Source organism: Rhizobium cerradonense, from assembly GCF_030182455.1.
In the GTDB taxonomy this organism is placed as follows: Bacteria; Pseudomonadota; Alphaproteobacteria; order Rhizobiales; family Rhizobiaceae; genus Rhizobium.
Window position 1 is genome coordinate 261,015 of record NZ_JAQJCK010000001.1, and the last position, 26,239, is coordinate 287,253.

26 protein-coding genes and 1 pseudogene are annotated in these 26,239 nt (G+C 59.9%); 11 read left to right on the forward strand and 16 right to left on the reverse strand.

The features are described from left to right. Complete coding sequence (locus PH547_RS01315) at window positions 1-633, reverse strand: MarC family protein (RefSeq protein ID WP_285167286.1); 633 nt, start codon at window positions 631-633, stop codon at window positions 1-3. A 225-nt stretch (window positions 634-858) separates the two neighbouring features. On the opposite strand from PH547_RS01315, the gene gyrA reads away from it, so the two are divergent. After that, window positions 859-3,663: a DNA gyrase subunit A gene (gyrA, locus tag PH547_RS01320; protein ID WP_104823058.1), complete on the forward strand. Its 2,805-nt coding sequence runs from the start codon at window positions 859-861 to the stop codon at window positions 3,661-3,663. A 68-nt stretch (window positions 3,664-3,731) separates the two neighbouring features. On the opposite strand, the pseudogene PH547_RS01325 reads toward gyrA, so the two are convergent. The 3 genes and pseudogenes from PH547_RS01325 to PH547_RS01335 all read right to left on the reverse strand — a co-directional run. Then, window positions 3,732-3,965 (reverse strand): annotated as a pseudogene (locus PH547_RS01325) (NAD-dependent epimerase/dehydratase family protein); the annotation flags it as partial. Between the two features lie 366 nt (window positions 3,966-4,331). Then, window positions 4,332-4,490 (reverse strand): hypothetical protein, encoded by a 159-nt coding sequence (locus PH547_RS01330; RefSeq protein ID WP_162950149.1) that lies wholly within the window; start codon window positions 4,488-4,490, stop codon window positions 4,332-4,334. 95 nt (window positions 4,491-4,585) lie between these two features. Then, complete coding sequence (locus PH547_RS01335; RefSeq protein WP_283051470.1) at window positions 4,586-5,053, reverse strand: hypothetical protein; 468 nt, start codon at window positions 5,051-5,053, stop codon at window positions 4,586-4,588. Between PH547_RS01335 and coaD the strand changes: the two genes are divergently transcribed. The 7 genes from coaD (at window position 5,003) to PH547_RS01370 (ending at window position 10,635) form a co-directional block, all read left to right on the forward strand. Further along, window positions 5,003-5,506, forward strand: coding sequence for a pantetheine-phosphate adenylyltransferase (coaD, locus tag PH547_RS01340; protein ID WP_199773545.1), 504 nt, complete (start codon window positions 5,003-5,005; stop codon window positions 5,504-5,506). The two genes, PH547_RS01335 and coaD, sit on opposite strands and share 51 nt — an antisense overlap. A 35-nt stretch (window positions 5,507-5,541) precedes the next feature. Then, the gene (locus tag PH547_RS01345; RefSeq protein WP_285167287.1) at window positions 5,542-6,114 is read left to right on the forward strand and encodes a peptidylprolyl isomerase; all 573 of its coding nucleotides are present in this window, start codon (window positions 5,542-5,544) and stop codon (window positions 6,112-6,114) included. A gap of 27 nt (window positions 6,115-6,141) precedes the next feature. Then, the gene (locus tag PH547_RS01350) at window positions 6,142-6,651 is read left to right on the forward strand and encodes a peptidylprolyl isomerase (RefSeq protein WP_104823061.1); all 510 of its coding nucleotides are present in this window, start codon (window positions 6,142-6,144) and stop codon (window positions 6,649-6,651) included. Window positions 6,652-6,724: 73 nt separating this feature from the next. Next, window positions 6,725-7,810, forward strand: coding sequence for a tRNA preQ1(34) S-adenosylmethionine ribosyltransferase-isomerase QueA (queA, locus tag PH547_RS01355; protein ID WP_285167288.1), 1,086 nt, complete (start codon window positions 6,725-6,727; stop codon window positions 7,808-7,810). Window positions 7,811-7,816: 6 nt separating this feature from the next. Beyond that, the gene (tgt, locus tag PH547_RS01360) at window positions 7,817-8,947 is read left to right on the forward strand and encodes a tRNA guanosine(34) transglycosylase Tgt (protein ID WP_285167289.1); all 1,131 of its coding nucleotides are present in this window, start codon (window positions 7,817-7,819) and stop codon (window positions 8,945-8,947) included. A gap of 245 nt (window positions 8,948-9,192) precedes the next feature. Further along, window positions 9,193-9,633, forward strand: a complete 441-nt coding sequence (locus PH547_RS01365) for a VOC family protein (RefSeq protein ID WP_104823064.1) — start codon at window positions 9,193-9,195, stop codon at window positions 9,631-9,633. 231 nt (window positions 9,634-9,864) lie between these two features. Then, window positions 9,865-10,635, forward strand: a complete 771-nt coding sequence (locus PH547_RS01370; RefSeq protein ID WP_104823065.1) for a cell wall hydrolase — start codon at window positions 9,865-9,867, stop codon at window positions 10,633-10,635. 21 nt (window positions 10,636-10,656) lie between these two features. Here PH547_RS01370 and PH547_RS01375 read toward each other — a convergent pair whose 3' ends face one another. The 6 genes from PH547_RS01375 to PH547_RS01400 all read right to left on the reverse strand — a co-directional run bounded on the left by PH547_RS01375 (window position 10,657) and on the right by PH547_RS01400 (window position 17,355). Continuing rightward, entirely contained in the window at window positions 10,657-11,082 is a 426-nt protein-coding gene (locus PH547_RS01375; RefSeq protein ID WP_283050393.1) for a DUF4864 domain-containing protein, read from the reverse strand. A gap of 118 nt (window positions 11,083-11,200) precedes the next feature. Further along, complete coding sequence (gene fabF, locus PH547_RS01380; protein WP_104823066.1) at window positions 11,201-12,466, reverse strand: beta-ketoacyl-ACP synthase II; 1,266 nt, start codon at window positions 12,464-12,466, stop codon at window positions 11,201-11,203. A gap of 21 nt (window positions 12,467-12,487) precedes the next feature. Beyond that, window positions 12,488-12,994, reverse strand: coding sequence for a winged helix-turn-helix transcriptional regulator (locus PH547_RS01385; RefSeq protein ID WP_104825093.1), 507 nt, complete (start codon window positions 12,992-12,994; stop codon window positions 12,488-12,490). 78 nt (window positions 12,995-13,072) lie between these two features. After that, complete coding sequence (locus tag PH547_RS01390; RefSeq protein WP_285167290.1) at window positions 13,073-13,537, reverse strand: hypothetical protein; 465 nt, start codon at window positions 13,535-13,537, stop codon at window positions 13,073-13,075. 39 nt (window positions 13,538-13,576) lie between these two features. Continuing rightward, window positions 13,577-15,478 (reverse strand): ABC transporter ATP-binding protein, encoded by a 1,902-nt coding sequence (locus tag PH547_RS01395; protein WP_104823068.1) that lies wholly within the window; start codon window positions 15,476-15,478, stop codon window positions 13,577-13,579. Between the two features lie 2 nt (window positions 15,479-15,480). Then, entirely contained in the window at window positions 15,481-17,355 is a 1,875-nt protein-coding gene (locus tag PH547_RS01400; protein ID WP_104823069.1) for an ABC transporter ATP-binding protein, read from the reverse strand. Window positions 17,356-17,649: 294 nt separating this feature from the next. On the opposite strand from PH547_RS01400, the gene PH547_RS01405 reads away from it, so the two are divergent. Both PH547_RS01405 and PH547_RS01410 read left to right on the forward strand, forming a co-directional pair. Then, entirely contained in the window at window positions 17,650-18,306 is a 657-nt protein-coding gene (locus tag PH547_RS01405; protein WP_104823070.1) for a dihydrofolate reductase family protein, read from the forward strand. Between the two features lie 175 nt (window positions 18,307-18,481). Continuing rightward, the gene (locus tag PH547_RS01410; RefSeq protein ID WP_260303861.1) at window positions 18,482-19,558 is read left to right on the forward strand and encodes a D-alanine--D-alanine ligase family protein; all 1,077 of its coding nucleotides are present in this window, start codon (window positions 18,482-18,484) and stop codon (window positions 19,556-19,558) included. A gap of 170 nt (window positions 19,559-19,728) precedes the next feature. Here the strand turns inward: PH547_RS01410 and PH547_RS01415 are convergent, their stop codons facing one another. The 4 genes from PH547_RS01415 to metG are packed head-to-tail and all read right to left on the reverse strand — an operon-like array spanning window position 19,729 to window position 23,400. Beyond that, complete coding sequence (locus PH547_RS01415) at window positions 19,729-20,220, reverse strand: YbaK/EbsC family protein (protein WP_104823075.1); 492 nt, start codon at window positions 20,218-20,220, stop codon at window positions 19,729-19,731. After that, window positions 20,217-21,044 (reverse strand): MBL fold metallo-hydrolase, encoded by an 828-nt coding sequence (locus PH547_RS01420; protein ID WP_104823076.1) that lies wholly within the window; start codon window positions 21,042-21,044, stop codon window positions 20,217-20,219. The genes PH547_RS01415 and PH547_RS01420 overlap by 4 nt, the downstream gene beginning before the upstream one ends. A gap of 4 nt (window positions 21,045-21,048) precedes the next feature. Beyond that, the gene (locus tag PH547_RS01425; RefSeq protein ID WP_104823077.1) at window positions 21,049-21,831 is read right to left on the reverse strand and encodes a TatD family hydrolase; all 783 of its coding nucleotides are present in this window, start codon (window positions 21,829-21,831) and stop codon (window positions 21,049-21,051) included. A 15-nt stretch (window positions 21,832-21,846) separates the two neighbouring features. Beyond that, a complete protein-coding gene (gene metG, locus PH547_RS01430) occupies window positions 21,847-23,400 on the reverse strand; it encodes a methionine--tRNA ligase (protein WP_104823078.1) in 1,554 nt (517 codons plus the stop codon). Between the two features lie 248 nt (window positions 23,401-23,648). On the opposite strand from metG, the gene PH547_RS01435 reads away from it, so the two are divergent. Then, window positions 23,649-24,449, forward strand: coding sequence for a sulfite exporter TauE/SafE family protein (locus tag PH547_RS01435; protein WP_104825094.1), 801 nt, complete (start codon window positions 23,649-23,651; stop codon window positions 24,447-24,449). Here the strand turns inward: PH547_RS01435 and PH547_RS01440 are convergent. Both PH547_RS01440 and tmk read right to left on the reverse strand, forming a co-directional pair. After that, on the reverse strand, window positions 24,446-25,483 hold the full coding sequence (locus PH547_RS01440; protein WP_104823079.1) for a DNA polymerase III subunit delta': 1,038 nt from the start codon (window positions 25,481-25,483) through the stop codon (window positions 24,446-24,448). The two genes, PH547_RS01435 and PH547_RS01440, sit on opposite strands and share 4 nt — an antisense overlap. Beyond that, complete coding sequence (gene tmk / locus PH547_RS01445) at window positions 25,480-26,163, reverse strand: dTMP kinase (protein WP_104823080.1); 684 nt, start codon at window positions 26,161-26,163, stop codon at window positions 25,480-25,482. The genes PH547_RS01440 and tmk overlap by 4 nt, the downstream gene beginning before the upstream one ends. Between the last annotated feature and the right edge of the window lie 76 nt (window positions 26,164-26,239).

Below are 26,239 nucleotides of genomic sequence, written 5' to 3' on the forward strand. Positions count from 1 at the left end.
TTATGTGAGCTTGAGCGCCGCTTTCGCGCCATCCACGACGAATTGGGCAGCGAGCGCGGCGAGGATGACGCCGAGCAGGCGCGTGAGGATGGCGCGGCCCGTTGACCCCAGCATACGGTCAAGCCTCTCGGAAATAGCTAATGCCGCATAGACCAGCCCGAGATTGATCGCGATAACGAGGATCAATTGAGCTCGGTCGAGCATTGTCTGAAGCGAACCGGCCAGCAGGATGGTTGCCGAAATGGCGCCAGGACCCGCGATCAGCGGCAGAGCCAAGGGAAACACCGCGATATTCTGGATATGATCCTTGGTGATTGCGACTTCCGTCGTCTTTTCCTTTCTGTCCTGCCGTCTCTCGAACACCATCTCGAAAGCGATCCAGAAAAGCAGCAGGCCGCCCGCTATACGGAACGCACCGATGGAGATGCCGAGAATGCCAAGCACGCTGGCGCCGAACAAGGCAAAGGCCGCCATGATGAAGGATGCGATCAGCGAGCCGCGCAATGCCACCTGATGGCGTTGAGCCCGGTTCATGCCAGCCGTAAGGCCGATGAACAGCGGAGCAAGACCTGGCGGATCGACTGTGACGAGCAGCGTTGTGAAGGCATTGATCAGCGTGTCCGCGCTCGCCATATGATCCCCGGCATTTGTTTCTATTTGTTGTTGGCCCATTGATATGCGAGGAATGACGTTTCGCAAAGCGCAATGCGGGCTCGCCAAAACGTTCTGCCACGGAAATGTTCGATTTAGCGGGTTAAGAGGGCAAAAGCCTGTTCAAAAGCACCCGTCAAAATTGGCGCTTGCAGGGCCTTTCGGCTATAAATTTCGCAGTGATTCTAAAAGAGATCGTGATCTGTTTTGACTGAGCAAACACCACCCGGCGGCGGGAAGCTCCCGCCAGGCATCGAGCCGATTTCCATCATGGAGGAAATGCAGCGGTCGTATCTCGATTACGCGATGAGCGTGATCGTCAGCCGCGCACTTCCCGATGTTCGCGATGGTCTCAAGCCCGTCCATCGGCGCATTCTGTACGGCATGTCGGAACTCGGGATCGACTGGAACAAGAAATACGTAAAATGCGCTCGCGTCACCGGTGACGTGATGGGTAAATACCATCCGCACGGCAACCTGGCGATTTATGACGCGCTCGCGCGCATGGCGCAGCCCTGGTCGCTTCGCCTGCCGCTGATCGACGGTCAGGGCAATTTCGGCTCCGTCGACGGCGATCCGCCGGCGGCCGAACGTTATACGGAATGCCGCCTGCAGAAGGTCGCGCATTCGCTGCTCGACGATCTCGACAAGGAAACGGTCGATTTCCGCGAGAACTATGACGGCACATTGAGCGAGCCCGTCGTCGTCCCGGCAAAGTTCCCGAACCTGCTGGTCAACGGCTCCGGCGGTATCGCCGTCGGCATGGCGACCAATATTCCGCCGCACAATCTTTCCGAAGTGATCGACGGCTGTATCGCGCTGATCGACAATCCGGCGATCGAGCTGCCGGAGATCATGCAGATCATCCCGGGTCCGGATTTTCCGACCGGCGCGAAGATTCTCGGCCGTGCCGGCATCCGCTCGGCCTACGAGACCGGACGCGGCTCCATCGTCATGCGCGGCGTCGCGACGATCGAGCCGATGCGTGGCGACCGCGAACAGATCATCATCACCGAGATTCCTTATCAGGTGAACAAGGCGTCGATGATCGAGAAGATGGCCGAACTCGTGCGCGAAAAGCGTATCGAAGGCATCTCCGACCTGCGCGACGAATCCGACCGCCAGGGCTATCGCGTGGTGATCGAGCTGAAGCGCGACGCCAACGCCGAGGTCATCCTCAATCAGCTTTATCGCTATACGCCGCTGCAGACCTCTTTCGGTGCAAACGTGGTGGCGCTGAATGGCGGTAAGCCGGAGCAACTGACCCTTCTCGACATGCTGAGGGCCTTTGTGTCCTTCCGCGAGGACGTGGTCAGCCGCCGCACCAAATATTTGCTGCGCAAGGCGCGCGAACGCGCCCACGTCTTGGTCGGTCTCGCCATCGCGGTCGCCAATATCGATGAGGTGATCCGCGTTATCCGTCATGCGCCCGACCCGCAATCGGCGCGTGAAGAGCTGATGACCCGCCGCTGGCCGGCGGCAGACGTCGAATCCCTTATCCGGCTAATCGATGATCCGCGCCACCGCATCAACGAAGACGGCACCTATAATCTGTCGGAAGAGCAGGCGCGCGCCATTCTCGAGCTGCGTCTTGCCCGTTTGACGGCACTTGGCCGTGACGAAATCGGCGACGAACTCAATAAGATCGGCGCCGAGATCAAGGACTATCTCGATATCCTGTCGTCGCGTGTTCGTATCCAAGCCATTGTAAAAGAAGAGCTTGCAGCCGTTCGCGACGAATTCGGCACGCCGCGCCGCACCGAAATCGTCGACGGCGGCCTGGAGATGGATGACGAGGACCTGATTGCCCGCGAGGACATGGTCGTTACCGTTTCCCACCTTGGCTACATCAAGCGCGTGCCGCTGACCACCTATCGCGCCCAGCGCCGTGGCGGCAAGGGCCGCTCCGGAATGACCACGCGTGACGAGGATTTTGTTACCCGGCTATTTGTTCTCAATACGCATACGCCGGTTCTCTTCTTCTCGTCGCACGGTATCGTCTACAAGGAGAAGGTCTGGCGCCTGCCCATCGGCACGCCGCAGTCACGCGGCAAGGCGCTGATCAACATGCTGCCGCTGGAGCCCGGCGAGCGCATCACCACGATCATGCCACTTCCGGAAGACGAGAGCACCTGGGACAATCTCGACGTCATGTTCTCGACGACGCGCGGCACCGTGCGCCGCAACAAGCTGTCGGACTTCGTTCAGGTCAATCGCAACGGCAAGATCGCCATGAAGCTGGAGGAAGAGGGCGACGAAATCCTCTCCGTCGAGACCTGCACCGAGCATGACGACGTACTGCTGACCACGGCGCTCGGCCAGTGTATCCGTTTCTCGGTTTCGGACGTACGCGTCTTTGCCGGCCGCAACTCGATCGGCGTTCGCGGCATCAGCCTTGCATCCGGCGACCGCATCATCTCGATGACCATCGTCCGCCATGTGGACGCGGAACCTTGGGAACGCGCGGCTTATCTCAAGCGCTCCGTCAGCGAGCGTCGCTCGGCGACGGGCGAGGACGAGGAAATCGCGCTGGTTGGCGAAGAAGTCACCGAAGAGGGACAGCTCAACGACGAACGCTATGAAGAGCTGAAGGCGCTCGAGCAGTTCATCCTGACTGTCTCTGAAAAAGGCTTCGGCAAGCGCTCGTCTTCCTACGATTTCCGCATTTCCGGCCGCGGCGGCAAGGGTATTCGCGCTACCGACACGTCGAAAACCGGCGAGATCGGCGAGCTTGTGGCCGCCTTCCCGGTTGAGGAGGGTGATCAGCTCATGCTGGTGTCGGACGGGGGCCAATTGATCCGTGTTCCCGTCGGCGGCATCCGCATTGCCAGCCGCGCTACCAAGGGCGTCACCATCTTCTCGACCGCCAAGGATGAGAAGGTCGTTTCGGTCGAGCGTATCAGCGAGCCGGACGGCGAGGACGATGCGAGCGACAATGGTGCCGAGGACGACGCTGCGAACGGCGATGCGGAAGTCTCGAACGGCGATGCCGAGGGTACGACCGAAGAATAAGGTTCAGTGAACTCAGCACATGGAATGACGACCGGGCGGCTTGGCTGCCCGGTTTTTTGTTGATCTCGTGGTTTTCGGGCAGCCGCGCAATGGACGATCGCATCCGCACCCGTCAGCACTTTGCGCAACAGCACGGCGTCCGCAAAATCTCCGACGACATGCGTCGTCGAAAACGGCGAACGATCGATCCCGACAACCGCGTGATTTGTCGCCAAGGCGTTAAAGATCGCACGGCCAAGCCGCCCGGAACTGCCTGTAAGAGCAATGCGCATATCGATCCCTCTATGAGACTGGATAGCCATAGCACGATTGAAGCGATTGCCGCGCTACTTGTCGCAAGAGCAGCGCCCCGTAGTGGCGCCGGGGATCGGGGAAAGGCTCGCGGGCGTAACGGCATAAAAAAACCGGACGCTGGGGGAGCGTCCGGTTCGAATTAACCCGAGCGATTGGAGGGCCGCACTCGGGATCAGGAAATATCGCAACACCCTTTGGTTCAGAGCGCCTTATGGTGTTTGTTCAGCTTCTTGCTCTCCTCGCTTTCGCGGTGGAGCGCTGAGATTGTGGACGCGACGGATACAACGAACATGCTGCTGATGAAGAGCGTAAGCACCGTTAATATCGTGAACATGATCGCTCCCTTCCTCTCGTGGAACTAGCGTTCAGATCCCTTAATACTGGCTGGTGGTAACGAAGGGACGAGCCGAAGCAAAGGGACCGTAGATCTTCGACTGGTCAGGCTTTTGATCGTAGAGAGCGATTGTCGCTGCAAGCATTCCCGAAATCATGGTCATCCAAACGACGTTAATAAGGGTGATCTTATCGGGCATACTCTGTTTCCTTCTTACCGCAATGAGCAAATCTAAGGTTCGGGCTTTTAACGCGGCGGCCGGTGAATGGTTCCGCCTTGATGTTGAGCGTCTGTTTACCAACGTCCATCTGAAGCGACCTTGAATGCCTTGTTCATCTGGCGTTCAGATTCGCGATGCGTTTTGCGCATGGCGTTGGCGATTTCTTGAGCAGAATTGGTAGTGTTAGCCGGGGAAGCCCATTCTATTTCGTAGTTGTTCGCGAAAAGATGAACGGCATATTCAAGAGCGAAAGAGCCGATAACGGCGACTGCAACAATAAGGACCAACATGGCCTGATCTTCCCTGAGCCGGAGGCGGATGAGCCGATGAAAGCGGCCCGTTTCGATGTTGGTGCGAATAAAGCACCGTTGATCTGAAACGGGCTTGAACGTCGCATTCATCTGCTGTTCAGAGGCAGCCAAGAGGTTGTAAATGACTTGCGATACCGGCCCATCCGTGACAAAAGGCTGCAAACAACGAGCCGGTCTGGTATGACGACAGCCTTTTATCCTGGATCCTTCGATCCGATGACCAATGGACATCTGGATGTCCTCGTGCAGGCGCTGAATGTCGCCTCCAAGGTTATTGTCGCGATCGGCATTCATCCTGGCAAGAAACCGCTTTTCTCCTTCGAGGAACGCGCGGAATTGATCACCCGGTCGCTTGCCGAAGCGCTGCCGCAGAAGGTTGGGGATATCTCCGTTGTCGCCTTCGACAATCTGGTGGTCGACGCGGCGCGCAAGCATGGCGCGAGCCTTTTGGTGCGCGGCCTGCGTGATGGCACCGATCTTGACTATGAAATGCAGATGGCCGGCATGAACCGCCAGATGGCGCCTGATATTCAGACCCTGTTTCTGCCGGCCGGCACGGCATCGCGGCCTATAACCGCCACATTGGTGCGGCAGATCGCATCCATGGGCGGCGATGTCAGCGCTTTCGTGCCCGCAGCGGTTCTTGAAGCCCTGACAGGCAAGCTAAAAGATACGGTCCAATAAAGACTGGCCGAAATCATTTTCCGAACGGAGCACCCATGAAACTCTTTCATTTCGCATTGGCAGGTTTTCTCAGCCTTGCCGCCTTCGCAGGCAGCGCCTTCTCGGCAGCGGCCGACGATTTTCTGACGATCCAGCTCAAGGATGGCCCGATCGTCATTCAGTTGATGCCGGATGTTGCTCCGAAGCATGTCGCACAGATCGAAGCGCTGGCGAAGAAGGGTGCATATGACAATGTCGCCTTCCATCGTGTCATCGACGGCTTCATGGCACAGACCGGCGACGTGCAGTACGGCAACATGACCAAAGGTTACAATCCTCAGAAGGCCGGTACCGGCGGCTCCGATATGCCCAATCTTCCGGCCGAATTCTCCAAGGTTCCGTTCAAGCGTGGCACGGTCGGCATGGCGCGTGCCCAGGATCCGAATTCCGCTAACTCGCAGTTCTTCATCATGTTCGCCGACGGCGACTTCCTGAATGGCCAGTACACGGTCGTCGGCAAGGTCGTCTCCGGCATGGAATTCGCCGACAAGATCAAGCGCGGCGAAGGCCAGAACGGCGAAGTGAGCAACCCCGACCGCATGGTCAAGGTCACGGTCGGCAAGAAGTAAAATTCGAGAAGAGAAGAGGAAACAAAAATGGCTGAGATCAAGGATCCCGAAAACACCCTCGTCCTGGAAACCACCAAGGGTCAGGTCGTCATTCAGTTGCTGCCGCAGGTAGCGCCCGAGCATGTCGCCCGCATCAAGGAACTTGCCCGCGAGAAGGCTTATGATGGCGTCGTTTTCCACCGCGTCATCGACGGCTTCATGGCCCAGACCGGCGACGTGCAATACGGCAAGCAGGGCAGCGAGAGCTTCAATCCCGGCCGTGCCGGCATGGGCGGCTCCTCGAAGCCCGACCTGAAGGCCGAATTTTCCGCAACGTCGCACATTCGCGGCACCTGCTCGATGGCTCGTTCGCAGAACCCGAACTCGGCCAACTCGCAGTTCTTCATCTGCTTTGCCGACGCTCCGTGGCTGAACAAGCAGTACTCGGTCTGGGGCCAGGTTATCTCCGGCATGGAAATTGTCGACCAGATCAAGCGCGGCGAGCCGGTGAAGGATCCGGACTCGATCGTATCCGCTCGGGTTGCCGCTGACGTCTGATCGTGATTATTCCTGAAGCCCGCCTCTCGCGCTTTGGCGTGGGGGCGGGTTTCGCTTTGCTGAGATTACCAGAATGCGCGTTGACCTTTTCGATTTCGACCTGCCGGATGAGCGCATTGCGCTGAGACCCGCCGAGCCGCGTGACAGCGCGCGCCTGCTCGTCGTCGATCCGAATAATGGCGAGGCGGCTCTGAGCGATTATCACATCCGCGATCTGCCGTCTTTCCTGCGAGCAGGCGATGCTGTCGTCTTCAACGACACGAAGGTCATCCCGGCCCAGTTGGAGGGCGTTCGTCATCGGGAAGGTGCGCCCGGCCAGCAGGTGTCGGCGACGCTGCATATGCGCGCCGCGCCCGACCGCTGGAAAGCTTTCGCCAAGCCGGGCAAGCGCATCAAGATCGGCGATCGCATCCAGTTCGGCCATGGCGAAAATGTTTGCATCCTTGGGGCTCTTGATGCCGTGGTCGAGGAGAAGGGTGAGGGCGGCGAGATCACGTTGCGCTTCGATCTCTCCGGTCCGGCGCTGGATGAGGCGATTGCCGCAGTCGGCCATATTCCGTTGCCGCCCTATATCGCCGCCAAACGGCCGGAAGACGAGCGCGACCGCACGGACTACCAGACAATCTACGCTCGTGAGGAGGGCGCCGTTGCTGCGCCGACCGCGGGCCTGCATTTTACCCCGTCGCTGTTTGCCGCGCTTGATACCATCGGCGTCGAGCGGCATTTCGTGACGCTGCATGTCGGCGCCGGCACCTTCCTGCCGGTAAAGGCCGACGACACTGAAGACCACAAGATGCATTTCGAGATCGGCTATGTCGACGCGACGACGGCGGCGAAGCTGAATGCGGTGAAGGCGAGGGGCGGGCGCATCGTCTGCGTCGGCACGACCTCGCTACGGCTGATCGAAAGTGCCGCCGGCGATGACGGAACGATCAAGCCCTGGCACGGCGCGACCGGCATCTTCATCACGCCCGGCTATCGCTTCAAGGCGGTCGATCTCTTGATGACGAATTTCCATCTGCCGCGTTCGACGCTGTTCATGCTGGTATCGGCCTTTGCCGGCCTTGATACCATGCGCGCGGCCTACACCCATGCTATTGAGACAGGCTATCGCTTCTATTCCTATGGCGATGGCAGCCTGCTCTACCGGAAAGACTAAGACGAGATGAGCGAGAGCTTTCAGTTCCAGTTGAAAAAGACCGATGGCGGTGCCCGTCTCGGCGAAGTTTCCATGCCGCGCGGCACGATCCGCACGCCGGCCTTCATGCCGGTCGGCACGGTCGGTACCGTCAAGGCGATGTATCTCGATCAGGTACGCGAGACCGGCGCCGACATCATTCTCGGCAATACCTATCACCTGATGCTCCGCCCGACCGCGGAGCGTGTCGCCCGCCTCGGCGGCCTGCACGAGCTGATCCGCTGGCAGCATCCGATCCTTACTGACTCCGGCGGCTTCCAGGTCATGTCGCTCTCCGGCCTGCGCAAGCTCGACGAGAAGGGTGTCACCTTCAAGTCGCATGTCGACGGCAGCACGCATCACATGTCGCCGGAGCGCTCGATCGAGATCCAGGGCCTGCTCGGCTCCGACATCCAGATGCAGCTCGATGAATGCGTGGCGTTGCCGGCGACGCCGAAGGAAATCGAGCGCGCCATGGAAATGTCGCTGCGCTGGGCCGAACGCTGCAAGGTGGCTTTCGGCAATCAGCCCGGCAAGGCGATGTTCGGTATCGTGCAGGGCGGCGATGTTCCGGAGCTTCGCGTCCGTTCCGCGCAGGCGCTGAGCGGCATGGACCTCAAGGGCTATGCCGTCGGAGGTCTTGCCGTCGGCGAGCCACAGGAAGTCATGCTACGCATGCTTGAGATCACTCTTCCCGAGCTGCCGACGGAGAAGCCGCGTTATCTCATGGGCGTCGGCACGCCGGACGATATCCTGAAGTCCGTCGCCCGCGGCATCGATATGTTCGATTGCGTGATGCCGACCCGCTCGGGCCGTCATGGCCTCGCGTTTACGCGTAGGGGCAAGGTCAATATCCGCAATGCCCGTCACGCGGAGGACATGCGCCCGCTCGATGATCAATCGAGCTGCCCGGCCTCGCGCGATTATTCCCGCGCCTACCTGCACCATCTCGTCCGCGCCAACGAGGCGCTCGGCGGCATGCTGCTTTCCTGGCATAATCTTGCCTACTACCAGGAACTGATGCACGGCATTCGCCAGGCGATCGCCGAAGGCCGCTTTGCCGATTTCATGGCAGAGACTCAGGAGAATTGGGCAAGGGGCGATCTCGAGCCGGTGTGATGCACGAACGGTTAGAGTGGCGATGCGCTGCTCTTGAACATGTCCCGATTCCGCGCTAATTGAAGCCTGTCGAAAAAGGCAGGGTTGGTTTCGGTAGGCCCAATCCCTTCCATCCGGAAGCTCTGCTCCATGCCATAGGCATGAGGGCCCGCGACGCGGAACTTGGCCATTGTGGCCGAGTACCCCGCGTTGGTGTGGGCCGTTTCGAGCGACACGCCTCTGCGGGGAGACCCCTTGGAGCTGTCATGCGACTGAATCACCTGGATTTACATGTTCCCGACGTCGCCGCGACGCGGGATTTTTTTGTTTCCGTCTTTGATTTCACCGAAATCGAAACCCGTGGAGCGAACGGCCTCGCCATCCTGCGCGACGATGCCGGGCTCGAACTGGTCATCAGCCATCCGGTCGAGAGGTTCGGCGGAGCTGATTCAATATCGGTCGGCCGCAACACCTATCACATCGGCTTCATGCTGCCGTCGCGCGAGGCTGTGGACGCACAATTCGAGCGCGCCAAATTGGCCGGCTGCGAAATCTGGAAACCGCCGTCGGCTATGCGGGGCGGTTGGTTGTTTTATTGCTTCGCACCAGGACGAATTCTGGTCGAAGTCGGCTGGCGTCCGGAACCTAAATATCAATTAGAAAATATAATATCCGCAATGGCTTATGTCTCAGTCTTTGTCTCATGAATTAGGCGTTTTCAGGTGGTCTAACTGGGCTCTTCCGAAAGGCCGCCTGAGACGACGGCGCGATAAGAAAGCGTTTGCAAAAACAGCGAATCGTAATAAATGATCCTTCAGCCGGTGGTAAGATCCACTGACTATTTTGGTGCTTTGCGTTTGAAATTCCTTTGAACTTCGGCTACAAAGCGTTCCACTTTATCGATAAGGGCTCACTAATAATATAGGAGGCACCTGCCGTTGAGGGCGCAACGCGCATTGGGGACCTGTCTTTCCGGACTCATATTTGTCGGATTGGCAGCGACGGGCTGCACGACGGTGGCGAAAGCACCCTCGACCAGCCAAAACTCTTCCAAGTCCATTCGACCGACGAAGGTAACCTACAATTACACCGCAAAAGATCGCGACTGTTTGAAGCGAGCGATGTATTTCGAGTCCGAGCATTCGGACCATGATGGATACATGGCAGTGGGATCGGTCGTGATGAACAGATTGACCTCCGGTGCCTACGCCTCGTCGATCTGCGGCGTCGTCGCGCAAAAAAGGCAATTTGCGCCAGGCGTGATGACGAGGGTGGTCAGCGACCTGGCCGAACCTGATCTCAACCAGGCGGCATCGGAGGTTCTCAATGGAGAACGACATCCGGGTGTCAAGGATGCGATGTTCTTCCACACGGACGGTCTGAAATTCCCTTACAATAACATGCACTATGTCGCCGTGGCCGGCGGAAACGCTTTCTATGAGAAGCGTGGGCAGGATGGCGCCCTTGAAACGCCAGCGCCACTTCCGGCCTACGAAGTTGCGATGAACTATGTGCCTGTGCAAACGGTCACAACAACGCAATTTCCGGTTTTGTTGCCACCTGCAGACCAGATTCCGATCCCGGCGCCGGATCCAATGACGACTGCAAGCATCAGCGCAACGCCAACGTCTACTGTAGCTGTTCCCTTACCGCGGCCAGCATTGGATGCGGCGGTTCAGCCTGTCAGTTTCAGCAGGGCAGGTGGCTAAAAGAGGCGAGGGGAATTCTGATCAGATTCCCTCGCTTGTCGCGTTCGGCAGGATCTGCACGCCGTTGATCTTATAACTGCCATCGGGCTGACGGGCGATCTGATAGATCGCCGTCCAGTCCTTGCCGTCCGTGCCGGTGATCAGCACTTCCTGATAGACGACCGCGCCGTTGTCGATGGCGCGGCTCTTGCCGAAGGCGTAGTTGCCTGGGTGATAGACCGGCTGATAGCTCTTCTTCACCATGGCGAAGAAGCTGTCCTTGTCCGGAAAAAGCGCCTTGATGCCGGGGGCAGCGAAGGAATAGGCCGAATCCGCATCATTGTGCAGGAAAGCTTCGATCTGTTCCTGAATCAACGTCTGCGCCGATTGCACGGGGTCTTCCGCTCGTGCGCCCGGGGCGAGGGCGAGGGTAATGCAGAGGGCGGCTGCAAGAGATAAAGCGCGCATGGACGATCTCCGGCAATATCCAGGAGAGCATAGCGCGCTTTATGCCTTTGCAGAAGGGATGCAGAGTATCGCAGGGATCAGCTATGTAGTCGCCGAAGCCCGGAGAAGCCGAACCCGATCATTGCCAGCGGCGGAACAGAGCACTGGCATTCACGCCGCCGAAACCGAAACCGTTGGAGATGGCATATTCCATTGCCATCGGCCGAGCTGTTGCGCCAACAATATCGATACCGTCGGCCGCCGCGTCCGCCTCCTGCAGATTGCGGGTCGGAGGCGCAATCTGGTCGCGCAACGCCATGATGGTGAAGACCGCTTCCAGGCCGCCGGCAGCGCCAAGAAGATGGCCCGTCGCTGCCTTCGTGCCGCTGACGGCGATGCCGCCGTCGCGGCCGAATACCGTTTTGATCGCTTCCATTTCGCCACGGTCGCCGACCGGCGTTGAGGTGGCGTGGGCATTGAGGTGCTTGACCTCACTGGGAGAAATCCGCGCCTGCGACAGTGCCGCCAGCATCGCCCGGCGCGCCCCGTCGCCATCTTCCGGACCGGCGGTCATATGATAGGCATCGGCGGCGGTACCATAGCCGACGAGTTCGGCGAGCGGCGTAGCGCCGCGGGCGAGAGCGTGGTCCAGTGTCTCGATTACCAGCATGCCGGCGCCTTCGCCCATGACAAAACCGTCGCGGCCGGCGTCGAAGGGGCGAGAGGCTTCCTCCGGCCGGTTGCTGAAGCCGGTGGAGAGCGCCCGTGCCGCGGCAAAGCCGCCGAGGCTGACCTTGTCGATGCAGGCCTCCGCGCCACCGCAGATCGCGACATCGGCTTCACCGGCACGGATGAGCCGCGCCGCATCGCCAATCGCCTGGACACTTGCCGCACAAGCGGTTACCGGCGCGCCGAGCGGCCCCTTATAGCCATAGCGAATGCTGACCTGGCCGGCTGCCAAATTGACGAGGAATGAGGGGACGGTGAAGGGCGACAGCCGCCGCACGCCGCGCGCCTCGGCAGTGCGCACCGCGTCGGCAATTGCCGGAAAGCCGCCGATACCGGAGGCGATGACCGTGGCGGTGCGTTCGAGTTCTGCGGGATCGGTCGGCTGCCAGCCGGCTTGCCTGATTGCTTCTTCTGCGGCCGCCATGGCGAAGAGGATGAAGCGATCCATCTTCTTCTGGTCCTTCACCGGCACGTAGCGATCGGCATCGAACCCGGCTTCGCTATCCTCCTCAAGGCTCGGCACGACACCACCGACCTTGGCGGCCAGATCGCCGACCATCGTCTCCGGCAGAAGCCTGAGGCCCGAGCGCCCTTCGACCAGCCGCTTCCAGGCGGCATTGACGCCGACGCCCAGCGGCGAAACCAGTCCCATGCCCGTTACGACGATTCGATCCATAATGGAGTACTCCTATCTTTATCAGGCGTCGAAGCCCAGGAACCATGCCTTCATCTGCGCGATCCGTTCATGCACGGCCTCGTCGGCCGCCGGTCCGGGAACCAGAATCGTATCTTCGGGATGAAAAGCGCGGCCGGTTACGCGGTCGATGAGAAGGGGATCGCGATCCTCACCCGTCGCCGGGTCGACCAGCCGCATGGCAACCTCCTCGGGCGGCAAATGCCGGTTGCCCCAGGTAAACAGCGCCATGAGAACGGGAAAGAAGTCGCGCCCCTTTTCCGTCAGCACGTATTCGTAGCGTGGCGGCCGCTCATTGTAGAGGCGGCGTTCGAACAGGCCCTCGTCCGTCAGATGTTTCAGCCGCCGCGTCAGGATATTCGGCGCAACACCAAGATTCTTCTGGAATTCATCAAAGCGCGTCAGACCCTGAAGCGCATCGCGCAAGATCAGAATGCTCCACCAGTCGCCGACGCTTTCGAGCGCACGGGCGGCAGGACATTTGAAGGCGCTGAAGCTTGTTCTCTGCATGGCCGAGGCGAATAGCATGAGTTACTATCATCATGCAAGTCACTAGGCTTGAATGGCGGGGTGTCTCGCTAAACAGCGTTACGGAAGCTCGGCCAAGGGCTTGAGTTTTCCTTGGTATCTGAAGGAAATGAGAAAAATATAGATCAATAATAAGAGAAACGGTGTTGAGCGGACAATGGCGACCCATACGTCGGTTGACGCATACAGGGCTAAGAATGCGTCTAGCGCTGCCAAAGCCAATGCCCACGCAAAAAGCATCAAGTAGATTTCACGCCACACCTCGCCCGTAAATAATGAGCTTTTCTCGAACAATATTGTTCTGGCAAGGGATCTCCAGAAGGCAAGAACAAGGAAAATCAGCGCAAAATATGTGGCTCGCAAGACCGGTTCGAGCTTTATGCTGAATTCCGTGCGTTCGACGAAATGTTGAAAGATCTGATCTGGATCGCCGTTAAATATCACGCCTCCGATGAGTACGATCAGACAAACTCTCCACAGTATCGACAACGAGGCCTTTGCATAGCGTCTGAAAAATGTGATCAACGCTTCAGTCTCCAGGTCTTCAGTTTTAAAAGCGAACTGCTAGGTGCGCGATTCCACTGGCACCGAAGCACTCACTTCCTCCTCCGGAATATCGTCGAAGGACGCATAATTGAGGTTATAAAGCTTCGAATAGAGCTTGCCATTGGCCATGAGCTGATGGTGATTGCCGCTCTCGATCAATTGGCCGTTCTGCAGGACGATGATGCGATCGGCCTCGCGGATGGTGGCGAGGCGGTGAGCGATCACAAGGCCGGTGCGTCCCTCGAGCAGCTTCACCAGCGCCTTCTGGATCAGCATTTCGGTATAGCTGTCGATGTTCGCGGTTGCCTCGTCGAGCACGAGTATCTTCGCGTCGGCGACAAGGGCGCGGGCAAAGCTGACAAGCTGGCGCTGGCCGAGCGACAAGCCGCTGCCACGTTCACCGAGAACGGTATCGTAGCCATCGGCAAGCCGCATGATGAACTCATGCGCACCCACCGCCTTTGCGGCCTCGACGATCTCTTCGCGCGTCGCTTCAGCCTTGTTGTAGCGTATGTTCTCCAGCACGGTGCCGGTGAACAGGAATGGCTCCTGCAGCACCATTGCGATCTGTCGGCCGAGCGAATCCTGGGTGAGGGAGCGCACATCATGGCCGCCGACGAGCACCTGACCCTGCTGCACCTCGTAGAAACGATGGATCAAGGCCATGGAGCTCGATTTGCCGGAGCCGGTCGGGCCGATCAGAGCTACAGTCTCGCCGGGATTGACCTTGAAGCTGACATTCTTCAACACCGGATGCTTCGGATCATAACCGAAGACGACGTCCCGGAATTCGACCGAGCCGTCCATATCCGCCGACAGCACCTTGGCGTCCGGCGCATCCTTGATATCGACGGGCACGTCGAGCACGTCCGTCAGCCGCTGGCCGGAGGCCATGGCGCGCTGCATGACGGAATATTGCATGGTGAGCGAGCGGATAGGGTCGAAGAAGCGCTGAATGTAGAACAGGAAGGCGACCATGACGCCAACGTCGAGCCTGTGGTTCAGCACCATCGAACCGCCCACGATGATGACGATGGCCATCGCCATGCCCGTCAGCGTATCGACGATCGGCACCATGATCTGTGCGTATCTCGCGGCGGTCAGATGTGCCTTGAGGTTGGTATATGCCTTATCGTCGAAGAGACCGAAATTGACGCTCTGCCGGTGCATGCCCTGAACGGCGCGCACTCCATGGATCGCCTCGGCCAAGGCGCCATTGGTGACGGAGTTTGTCTCATGCGCGTTCATGAAGGCGACGCGTGCCTTCGGAAGCCAGAATAGGCGGACAACGAAAAGGATCGGCATGACCGATAGCGTCAGCAGGCCAAGCCGGAAATCGAGCGAGAGAATGACGATGACGATGCCGAAGAGCAGGGCAATATCGCCGACGGAAAGCACCGATGTTTCAAGGAATTCCTGCATGGAGTTGACGTCGCCCTGCAGGCGCGACATCAACCGGCCGACTTCGGTCTTGTCCATGAAGGAGAGTGATACCCGCTGCAGATGCGCAAACATCGCCCGGCGGATATCGAAGAGCACTTCCTCCGCGACCTGGCCGACAAAGGTCTCCTGCACATAGCTGGCAGCATAATTGACGAGAATCGCCGCCGTGAAGATCGCCAGGGCCAGCCAGAGCGCCGAATAGTTGGTCGCGCCAGGCGCCATCGCGTGATCGATCGCATAGCGGATGACGAGCGGGATGACGATCTGCGACCCGGTGAAGAGAAGCACGGCTCCGACGGAAATGTAGATCTGGCGGCGGTAGGGGCTGACGAACGCCCAGATGCGGCGGATGATCTTGCCGTCGAAGACCTTGCCGAAAATCTCTTCCTCGACGCGATGGGAGCCGACCACAGCGCGGGGAGGGCGGCGCCCGTCTTCGCGCACGTCGTTGCGTTCGGTTTCAATGGTTTCCGACATCGTCAGGCCTCCCTTTTCGCCGCTACGACCCTGGAGACATCGCTGTCCGGGCGGACCTGCAGGTCGTACAGCGCCTTGTACCGCCCACCGGCAGCAAGGAGCTGCTCGTGGGTTCCACGCTCGACGATCTCACCGTCTTCGACAAACAGGATCTGGTCGGCATGCATCAGCGAACTCAGGCGATGGGCGACAACGAGGGTCACCCGATCGCGGGCAAACCGCTTCATGGCGCTGCGGATGCGTTGCTCGGTTGCGGCGTCAATGGCAGCGGTCGAATCATCGAACACCATCACCGCTAGCTTCAGCATCAACGTGCGGGCGATCGTCAAACGCTGGCGCTGGCCGCCGGAAAGCGACACGCCGCGTTCGCCGACGACGGTGGTATAGCCGGCCGGCAGGCCGAGAATATAGTTGTGCAGTTGGGCGGATTCGGCGGCGCGCTCGATGCGCTGTTCCTTCGCCCAGGGATCGCCGTAGGCGATATTATTTTCGATGCTGGTCGTGAACAGGAAGGAATCCTGCTGCACGACGGCCACCGACTGGCGCAGCGACTGCAACGTCGCCTTGCGGATATCCTGGCCGTCGATCGTGATCCGTCCGGATGTGACGTCATAGAAGCGCGGGATCAGATGCGCGATGGTGGATTTGCCGCTGCCGGGCGGGCCGACAATGCCGATCGTTTCGCCGCGCTTCGCCTCGAAGCTGACATTCCTGAGGATGGGGCGGTTTTCCGAGCCGGGATAGGTGAAGCCGACACTTTCGAAGCGCAGAACGCCGTCCGTAACGGCAAGCGGCTTGGCGTCCGGCGCATCTTTGATGGCGATGTCGAGGTCGAGCAGGGCGAACAGCCGCGAGCCGCAGGTCGATGCGCGGGCAAACGCGTTGACCATCAGGCCGAGCTGGCGCACCGGCATCTGCAGAATGGTCATGAAGGTCAGGAACGAGGCGAGGGTGCCGACACTGATCTCGCCCGCAATCACCTTGGTGCCGCCAACCCAGAGCACGAGGCCCATGGCGGCGAAAAAGGAGAAGTTCATGGCGCTGGTATTGACGACGCGGATACCGACGCGTTTGTGAGCAAGGGTGAGCGCATTGTGCGAGGCCCTATCGAACTTCATCAGTTCGTGGGCCTGCGCCGCGAAGGCGCGCACGACACGAATGCCGCCGAGGTTTTCCTCCATCACGCGGGTCAGCACCGATAGCCGTTCCTGCAGTTCGAGCCAAGTCGAACGCAATCTGAGCTGTGTCACGGAGGAACGCCAGGCAACGAAGGGCACGAAGCTCAGCGCCAGGAGCCCGAGCAGGACATCGGTCGACAGCAGCATGTAGGCGCCGACGCCGATCAGCATGGTGAGTAGCACCATGCGCACCAGCGCCGTCGAAAAATACATGCGCACGCCTTCGAGATCGAGCAGGCCGACGGTAATCAGATCGCCGGAATGCACATTGTCGTGGAAGCTGAAGGAGAGCTGCTGGATCTTTTCATAGCAGGCGAGCCGCAGCTCGTAGCCCATGTGGTGTCCGACGGCTTCGCTGAAATAGTTCTGCACCATCGTGAAAAGGCCGCGCAGGATGCTGACGATCAGCAGGAGTAGGGCGGTCGTCAACAATGCATTTTCCGCGAGCTGGCCGGCCGCGCCGCCGGCAACCACCGTTTGTGTTTGATCGACCGCGCGGCCGAGCAGGCGCGGGATCGAGAGCTGCAGCGTCGCCGCAACGAATGTTGCGCCGATCGCCAAGCCGGTCTGCCAGGGATGGCGCAGCGTCATATGCGTGATCCGCACGATGGTGGAGAGACCCCGACCCCAACCAGCCGCATTGACATGCGCCAACGAAGCCAATGGCTTCGCCGCGCTTCTTGATGAATCGCTGCTCACGCTCTTATCCAGGCATTTTTGAACGAGGCGGGCCCGAAATCGGGTTCGGATCGCAAAGGGAATATTGGTAGGACGAATGTCGCCGATTCCGGACCGTCATTCAAGAGTCAAATGGTCACAAGTGCCACCTGGGCGTTAGATTGCGTGTTCGGCGATGGGCGGTATTCGACTGTGTCGCGCGGCGCAATTCGAGCTCGGACCTGAAAAGCTTCGGACAAAAATTTCAAGCGTCTGTCGGTTTCACCTGGAGAGAAACGTCCTCGGATCGACAAACCCAAACTCAAGGAGGACATCATGCGCAGGATCATCGCAGCCACATTCATCAGCCTCGACGGGGTCATGCAGGCGCCGGGCGCTCCGGAGGAGGATCCGACCGGCGGATTTCGGTTCGGTGGCTGGACGTTTCCCTATTTCGACGAAGCGACGGGTTCAGCCCTGGGCCAGATATTCGGCAAGCCCTTCGACCTGCTGCTTGGCCGCAAGACCTACGATATCTTTGCTGCTTATTGGCCCTATGCCGGCGAAGATGACTCTATCGGCGTGTTGTTCAACAAGGTCACCAAATATGTTGCGACCCGCGGCGATATCAGGCTTGATTGGAACAACAGCCAATCGCTCGGAACTGACGTTACGGCAGCGCTGACCGAGCTTAAGAAAGGCGAGGGGCCGGATCTCCTGATCCAGGGGAGCGGCAACCTTATTCAGACCCTGCTTCGTCACGGATTGATCGACGAATATACGGTGCTGACCTTCCCTGTGCTGCTTGGCAAGGGCAAAAAGCTGTTCGCCGAGGGAACGGTTCCGGCCGCGCTGAAACTCATCCGCTCGCAATCCTTCCCGAGCGGCGTCATCATGGCGACTTACGAGCCAGCCGGTGACGTCAAGACCGGTTCCTTTGCCCAGCAGGCCCCGTCTGAGGCCGAGATCCGGCGCCGTCAGAGCTTGGAATAGCCTGCAGATGATAGCACCATCCCGCCATACCCGCGTCCGTCGGGCATGGCGGACTTTGCCGTACTTCAGCCGGAAACATCGGAGATGAGGATGCAGCTCGCCACCGCATTTTCGCCAATCGTGGCGTTGCGATTGGCTCCCGACCTCGCAACCCGAACCATTCCGGAGAACATTTATGACAGACGCCGCGGCATCCTCGAAACTGCGCATCGCCGTGCTTTTTGGTGGGCGTTCCGCCGAGCACGACGTCTCGGTGCTGTCTGCGACGAATGTCATGCGTGCCCTGCAGCCGGCCAAATACGATGCCGTGCCCATCTTCGTCACCCGCGAGGGAAAGTGGCTCCTGAGCTCTTTCGAGGACGGCAAACTGTCGACGCCGGAGAGCGGGACAGAAGTCTGTCTTGTGCCCGGTGGGCGCGGACGGATGATCGCGATTCCGGCTGGCGATAGCCCCCGCGACCTGCCGAAGATCGATATCCTGTTTCCCGTCCTGCATGGGCCGCATGGCGAGGATGGCTCGTCCCAGGGGCTTGCCGAAGTCGCCCGGGTGCCGCTTGTCGGATGCGGTATCCTCGGTTCGGCGGTTGCGCTGGACAAGGACATCGCCAAGCGGCTGCTGAACCAAGCAGGTCTGGCTACGGCGCGAGGAGTCACCATTCACGAGACCGGCGCGCCTTCCTTCGCCGATCTCGAACGCATGCTCGGACTGCCCGTGTTCATCAAGCCGGCGCGTCAGGGATCGTCGGTCGGCGTCAGCAAGGTTATGACGGCCAGTGAATATGAAGCAGCGCTCGCGGAAGGCTTCAAGCATGACCGCAAGCTGCTTGCGGAGGAGTTCATCCGAGGCCGCGAGATCGAATGCAGCGTGCTGGAGGATACGGCAGGCAATCTCTTCGTTTCGCGTCCTGGCGAAATCGTGCCGGCAGAAAGTCATGGTTTTTATAGCTACGACGCAAAATATATCGACGAGAACGGCGCGGCTTTGAAAGTGCCGGCTGAGCTGCCGGAGGAGATCGAGCGCCGGCTCCGCGAGACGGCAGGCAATGCCTTCCGGGCGGTTGGCTGCGATGGCATGGCGCGCGTCGATTTCTTCGTGACCGCGGACATGCAGTTTCTCGTCAACGAGATCAACACGATTCCCGGTTTCACCGATATCAGCATGTATTCCAAAGCCATGGCGGCGAGCGGCATCAGCTATGCGGAGACCATCGACCGGCTTGTGGCGCACGGGCTGGCACGCGCCGCGCGATAAGTCATAGTGCGGCGCCGCTGCGAAATTTCTGAATTTCTGCGGCGGCGGCAAGCTAAGGAGGGAAGAACGTTGTTGCAGTTCGAACTGGAACGTTCCCAGCTACAAACGAAAGTCAGATAAGATAGATTATGGAACAAAAATCGATATCAGGCGAGTGAGCTGAACTCGCCTCAAGCCGCCTTTACGCGGATGATCTGGGCTCCGGTCTTCTCGGCCAAGGTTTTGGGATCGCAAGCAAAGATGCTGTCTGGCCGTCCTGCTGCGCACCAAACCTGGTCGTAGCCCAACAGGCTTTCGTCGATGAAAACCGGCAGCTTCACACGATGGCCGATCGGGCCGACGCCGCCGATGGCGAAGCCGGTTTCGTCGCGGACGCGGTCGATGTCGGCGCGCTTGAGGCGCAGCCCGCAAGTGGTCGCGATATATGCCGTATCGGCATTGTGGGCGCCGGAAACAAGGAGCAGCGTCAGGCCGTGGGTCTCCGCATTGACGAAGACCAGCGATTTGACGATCTGGCCGACGGCGCAGCCGGCCGCCTTGGCCGCTTCTTCGGCTGTGCGGGTCGATTGCTCCATGCGCTTGATGACGATGTCGAGGCCGAGATCGCGGGCCGCCTGTTCGACGCGTTCCAGACTTGAAAGCTTTTTGCTGTCCTCGCTCATAGATCATCATCCTCCACATCGAGTTCGATCCGCATCTGGTCGTAAGCCGGCTCGACATTCTCAGGTGTTTCCGCAAGCACGGTCGCGTAGTCGAGTGGTGTGTGCATATGCGTCAGGATCGCGCGGCGTGGCTGCAGCCGTTCGATCCAGGCGAGCGATTGTTCCAGCGAGAGATGGCTTGGATGCGGCCGGTATTGCAGCGCATCGATGATCAGGACGTCGAGATCTTGAACTCTCTCGACAGATTCCGCTGGGAAGTCGCTGATATCGCTGCAATAAGCAAGGCTGCCGATGCGAAAGCCAAGCGAGTGGATGTCGCCGTGCTGCTGCCTGTGCGGCCAGAAGCTGATCGGACCGCCCGGCCCTTCGACCGTGAAACTCTTGTCCAGGCTTTCGATGATGATCGGCCGGACGATCGGCGGATAGTTACTGCCTGGCGGCGTCTCCAGACAATAGCCGAAGCCCTCGCGGATGCGGTCCATGGTCGGCTGATCGGCATAGATCGGAATGCGCTCATGCGAATTGTGGAAGAAACCACGCAGGTCGTCGATGCCGTGAATATGGTCGGCATGGGCGTGCGTATAGAGCACCGCATCGACAGAGCCGACGCCAGCGCGGATCATCTGCTCGCGAAAATCCGGGCCGGTATCGACGACGACGGTGGTGATGCCGCCATCCGGCGCGATCTGCTCGATCATGAAGGCAGCACGCGTGCGCCGGTTTTTCGGATTCTTCGGGTCGCAGGCGCCCCAATCGCCGGTAATGCGCGGCACCCCCGGCGACGACGAGCAGCCCAATATGGTGAAGCGCCGCCGGTGTGTCACGCCGTCAGACCCTCGTCATGCGGGAGAAGCAGCGGAACGCATTCTGGGTGGTGATCTCTGCGATCTCGTCCATGCTGACGCCGATCGTATCCGCCAGCACCTCGGCTGTGTTGACGACGTAGGATGGCTCATTGCGTTTGCCGCGCCAGCGCTTCGGCGCAAGGTATGGCGCATCCGTCTCGACCAGCAGCCGGTCATGCGGGATCGTTTTGGCGATCTCGCGCAGCTCTTCCGATTTCGGGAAGGTCAGAATACCGGAGAAGGAAATATAGCCGCCAAGCTCGACGCCGGTGCGGGCGAGGGCCGGGCCGGAGGAGAAGCAATGCAGGATGAAGGGGAAGGCCCCCTTCCCTGTTTCCTCAGTCAGGATCGCGGCCATGTCCTCATCGGCGCTGCGGCTGTGAATGACCAGCGGCAGCTTCGTTTCGCGTGCGGCCGCGATGTGGCGCAGGAAGCCGGTCTTCTGATCTTCCGGCTTGACGGTATCGTAGAAATAATCGAGACCCGCCTCGCCGATCGCGACGATCTTCTCGTGCTGGTTTGCCAGCCGCACAAGGTCTTCCGTCTGGATATCCAGTTCCTGGTCGGCGCTGTTCGGATGCGTGCCGACCGAGCAGAAAACCGAGGGATAGCGCTCTGTTATCGCAAGCAATCCATCGAGCTTTCTGACCTTGGTCGAGATGGTGACCATCTGCTTGACGCCAACCTCATGGGCGCGCGCGACGATCGCGTCGCGTTCCTCCGCGAAGTCGGCAAAATCCAGATGGCAATGCGTATCGATCAACATGGCAGTAGAAAAACCTTATTCGACTTCCGGCGCCACATAGCGCGGGAAGACGGGCTTGGGCGCTTCCAAGGGCGTTCCGGGGATAAGGCGGCCGGCCTCGCCGAGCGCCGCGAAATCGCGCTTGTCGGCGGGAATAGCGATCAGATCCAGCAGCTTGGCAGAAGACTCCGGCATGAAGGGCTGCAAGAGAATGCCGATCTGGCGGACGACATCGGCGGTAACGTAGAGCACGGTCGCCATGCGAGCCGGATCGGTCTTCTTCAGTGCCCAAGGCTCTTGGCCGGCGAAATAGCGGTCGCTTTCGGAGACGACGGCGATGATCGAAGCCAGCGCGCGGTGGATGAGCTGCTTGCCCATGTCCTCGCGCGTGGAGGCCAGCAGCGCATCGGCCTGCGCCAGCAGCGCCTTGTCCACGTCGGTCAGCTCTCCGCATTCTGGGATCTTGCCGTCGCAATTCTTGACGATCATCGAGAGCGACCGGCTGGCGAGATTGCCGATGCCGTTGGCAAGATCGGAGTTGATGCGGGTGCCGATCGCCTCTTCGCTGTAGCTGCCGTCCTGGCCGAAGGAGACTTCGCGCAGGAAGAAATAGCGCACCTGGTCGAGGCCGAAATGGTTCACCAGATTGACCGGATCGACGACGTTGCCGAGCGACTTCGACATCTTCTCGCCCTTGTTGAGCAGGAAGCCATGGGCATAGACGCGCTTCGGCAGCGGCAGCTTGGCCGACATCAGGAAAGCCGGCCAGTAGACGGCGTGAAAGCGGATGATGTCCTTGCCGATGATGTGCACATCGGCCGGCCAGTATTTCGCCCGCGGATTGTTCCGGTCCTCGATATAGCCGGTCGCCGTGATGTAGTTCGTCAGTGCATCGACCCAGACATACATGACATGGGCGGGATCGTTCGGCACCTTGATGCCCCAGTCGAACGTCGTGCGTGAAATCGACAGGTCCTTGAGGCCTGATTTGACGAAAGAGATCACCTCGTTGCGGCGCTCGGCCGGACCGATGAAATCGGGGTTCTCCTCGTAGTGCTTCAGCAGTCGGTCTTGGTATTCCGAGAGCTTGAAGAAGTAGCTCTCCTCCTGCACCCATTCTACCGGCGTGCCCTGAGGCCCGTAACGGACGCCATCGGCGCGAAGCTCGGTCTCATTTTCCTGGTAATAGGCCTCGTCGCGCACCGAATACCAGCCGGCATAGGAATCCTTGTAGATGTCGCCGGCATCGGCCATCAGGTTCCAGATGTTCTGCGAGGTCTCGTGATGGCGGGCCTGCGTCGTGCGGATGAAGTCGTCATTCGAGGCATTGAGCAGCTTGCCCATGGCCTGGAACTCGTCCGAATTGCGGTCGGCTAGCTGCTGTGCCGTCAGGCCTTCGGCGCGCGCCGTCTGCTGCATCTTCTGGCCGTGTTCGTCCGTGCCGGTCAGGAAAAAGACATCGAGCCCGTCCAGCCGCTGGAAGCGCGCCATGGCGTCGGTGGCAATCAGCTCATAGGCATGGCCGATATGCGGCTTGCCGTTGGGGTAAGCGATCGCAGTGGTGATGTAGAACGGGGTCTTGTCGGTCATATCAGGCAATGGTCCGGTTTACGGTTTCGTCATTGTTATTCTTGCACTCGCTCGCTTTAGCGCATGTTTGCTGGGAGTGAAACACCAAGTTTCGCGCTCGCAGCATTCCACGTTCCGTGGACGTCCTCGCTTGACTCGATCCAGCCCCGGCTTTACCCCTTCAGAAAACAAAAGCGCAGGACAGGGACCGCCGTGAATACTATTTCCATTTTTAATAGCCTGTCCAACGGCTTGAAGGGGCCGTGGCTTTGATTTTTCCGGCCGCGTTTCAACCCCTTTATTCCTTTTCCGGTTTCTTCGTCGGCATGCTGGTGGGTATCACCGGCGTCGGTGGCGGGTCGTTGATGACGCCATTGCTGGTTCTGTTGTTCGGTGTGCATCCGGCCACCGCCGTTGGCACGGACCTCCTTTATGCCGCGATCACCAAGACCGCGGGCACCGCGGTTCATGGCATGCACGGGCGGGTGAACTGGAAAGTGGTGGGCTTGCTCGCCTCCGGAAGTGTGCCCGCCGCGCTTGCGATGCTGTGGATCATGGCGGGCGTCAATCGCGAGAGTCCGGCGGTTGCCCATACGATCACGGTGTCCCTGGGCTGTCTCCTGTTTCTGACGTCGTTGATGCTGATCTTTCGCGGCCAGGTGCTGAGCGCCATCCGGAAATGGCGAGGCGAGCGCGGGACGCTTTCGCCGCGTAGCATCGCGCTGCTGACGCTCGTCCTTGGCTTTGTGCTCGGCACCCTCGTCACCATGACCTCCGTCGGCGCCGGCGCGCTCGGCGTCACCGTGCTGCTGGTGCTCTATCCGCATCTCGATGTGCGCGAGATCGTCGGCTCGGATATCGTCCATGCCGTACCGCTGACATTGATCGGCGGCATGGGTTACTGGTTCATCGGCGAGATTAACTGGACGATGCTGTTTGCACTGCTGCTCGGCTCGGTTCCCGGCATCGTTGCCGGCAGCCTGCTGGCGCCGCGTTTGCACGAACGGATAATCAGGACGGTGCTTGCCGTCACCTTGATGATCGTCGCCTGGAAATTACTCTTTCCCTAAATGGAAAGCTGCTGCTTGAGCTCGCCGAGAATCGTGATGATCGTCTGCTTGCGATCGAGATTGTAGGCCTGCGATACGGTGAGCCGCTCGGTGACGTCAGAATAGAGGCGAGCGAGTCTTTCGGCCACAGTGAGGCGTCCCTCCAGCGCCGCCGCCCTCGCCCGCGCCATGATGTCGTCGCCGATATGGGACACGAAGAATCCGAAGATCGTGTCGCTTTCCTTCGCCGACAAGGCATCGGCGAGGCGATGCATTGCCCGGCGCGCCGCAGGCCCATCCGTTGAGATGACCTGCTCGTAGGCCGCAACGATTTCGCCACCGCCATAGTTCAGCAGTTTCAGAGCCTCGCCGACGCTCCCCTTGGCCGCGGCAAGCAGGTCCGCACCCTGCCCCGGCGACAGGCTGATACCAAGATGCGCAAGCGCGTTCCCTAGAGCATCGTCGCTCAGCGGCGTCAGCCTCAGTGGCAGGCAGCGCGAGCGGATGGTCGGCAGCAGCTTGCCCGGCGCGTGCGACAGCACGAGGAACAGTGCCCGCTTCGGTGGCTCCTCGAGGATCTTCAATATGGCATTGGCAGCGCTTCGATTGAGATCATCGGCCGGATCGATGATGACGATACGCCAATTGCCCGTGCCGGAGGTCTGTGAGAAGAACTTGCCGGCGCGGCGCACCTCATCGACAGTGATCGCAGACTTTACCTTTCCGGTCTTGTCGTCGACGGGACGGGCAAGATGCAAGAGATTGTGCGAGGCACCGCCGGAAATCTGCCGACTGATGGCGGAAGCCGGATCGGGGTCGCCGATCATTTCCGGCGCCATGGCGGGGTCGGGATGAGACAGAACATGATTGGCAAAACGAAAGGCAAGCGTTGCCTTGCCGATGCCTTCTGGCCCCTCGATCAGGACGGCATGGTGACCTTTGCCCGAGCGATAGGATTGCGACAGGAAGGCTTCCGCCTCCTCGTGGCCGAAGAGACGGGTGTTATCCTGGGGCGGAATCGCACCATCGAGAACCCCTGGCCGATCTTCGCTCATTGCGCCACTTCCGGTCTGATGGACGGCATATCGTCTGCCGATGTCAGCCGTTCTTCGACTATGCTGGCAATTTCATTGGCAATGGCATCTTCGGAGCGCTGCGCATCGATGACGTGACAACGGCCCGGATCGCGCGCGGCAATATCGAGAAAGGCTTCCCGACGCTTCTCATGCGTCTGCATTTCTTCTTTTTCGAAGCGATCCGGTGCGGCACTGGCCGAAGCACGCTTGCGGGCCCGCTCCAGGCCGATTTTGGCGGGAATATCAAGGATCAGCGTACAGTCCGGCACCACGCCGTTGACCGCGACACGCTGCAGCGCCTCGATGAAATCAGGTTCGAGATTTCCTGTTATGCCCTGATAAACGCGCGAGGAATCCATGAAGCGGTCGCAAAGCACGATCGTGCCGCGCGCAAGCGCCGGGCGGATGACCTCTTCGACATGATCGTTGCGTGCCGCGGCGAACAGGATCGCCTCCATGCGCGTGCCGAACATTTCCGCCGCGCCCGAAAGCAGCACATGGCGTACGGCCTCCGCCCCCGGCGAGCCGCCCGGTTCGCGCGTCACCAGGACGTCATGACCGAGCCCGCGCAACCGTTCCGCCAGGCGGCGAATCTGGGTCGATTTACCGGCCCCTTCCCCGCCTTCAAAGCTCACGAACAATCCGGTTGCATCAGCCAATGATCATGTCCTGCACTTGTTTTCCGCATTTTTGCCGTAGCGTGACGTGTGCCCTGTTTAACTCAAGATGCGCGCT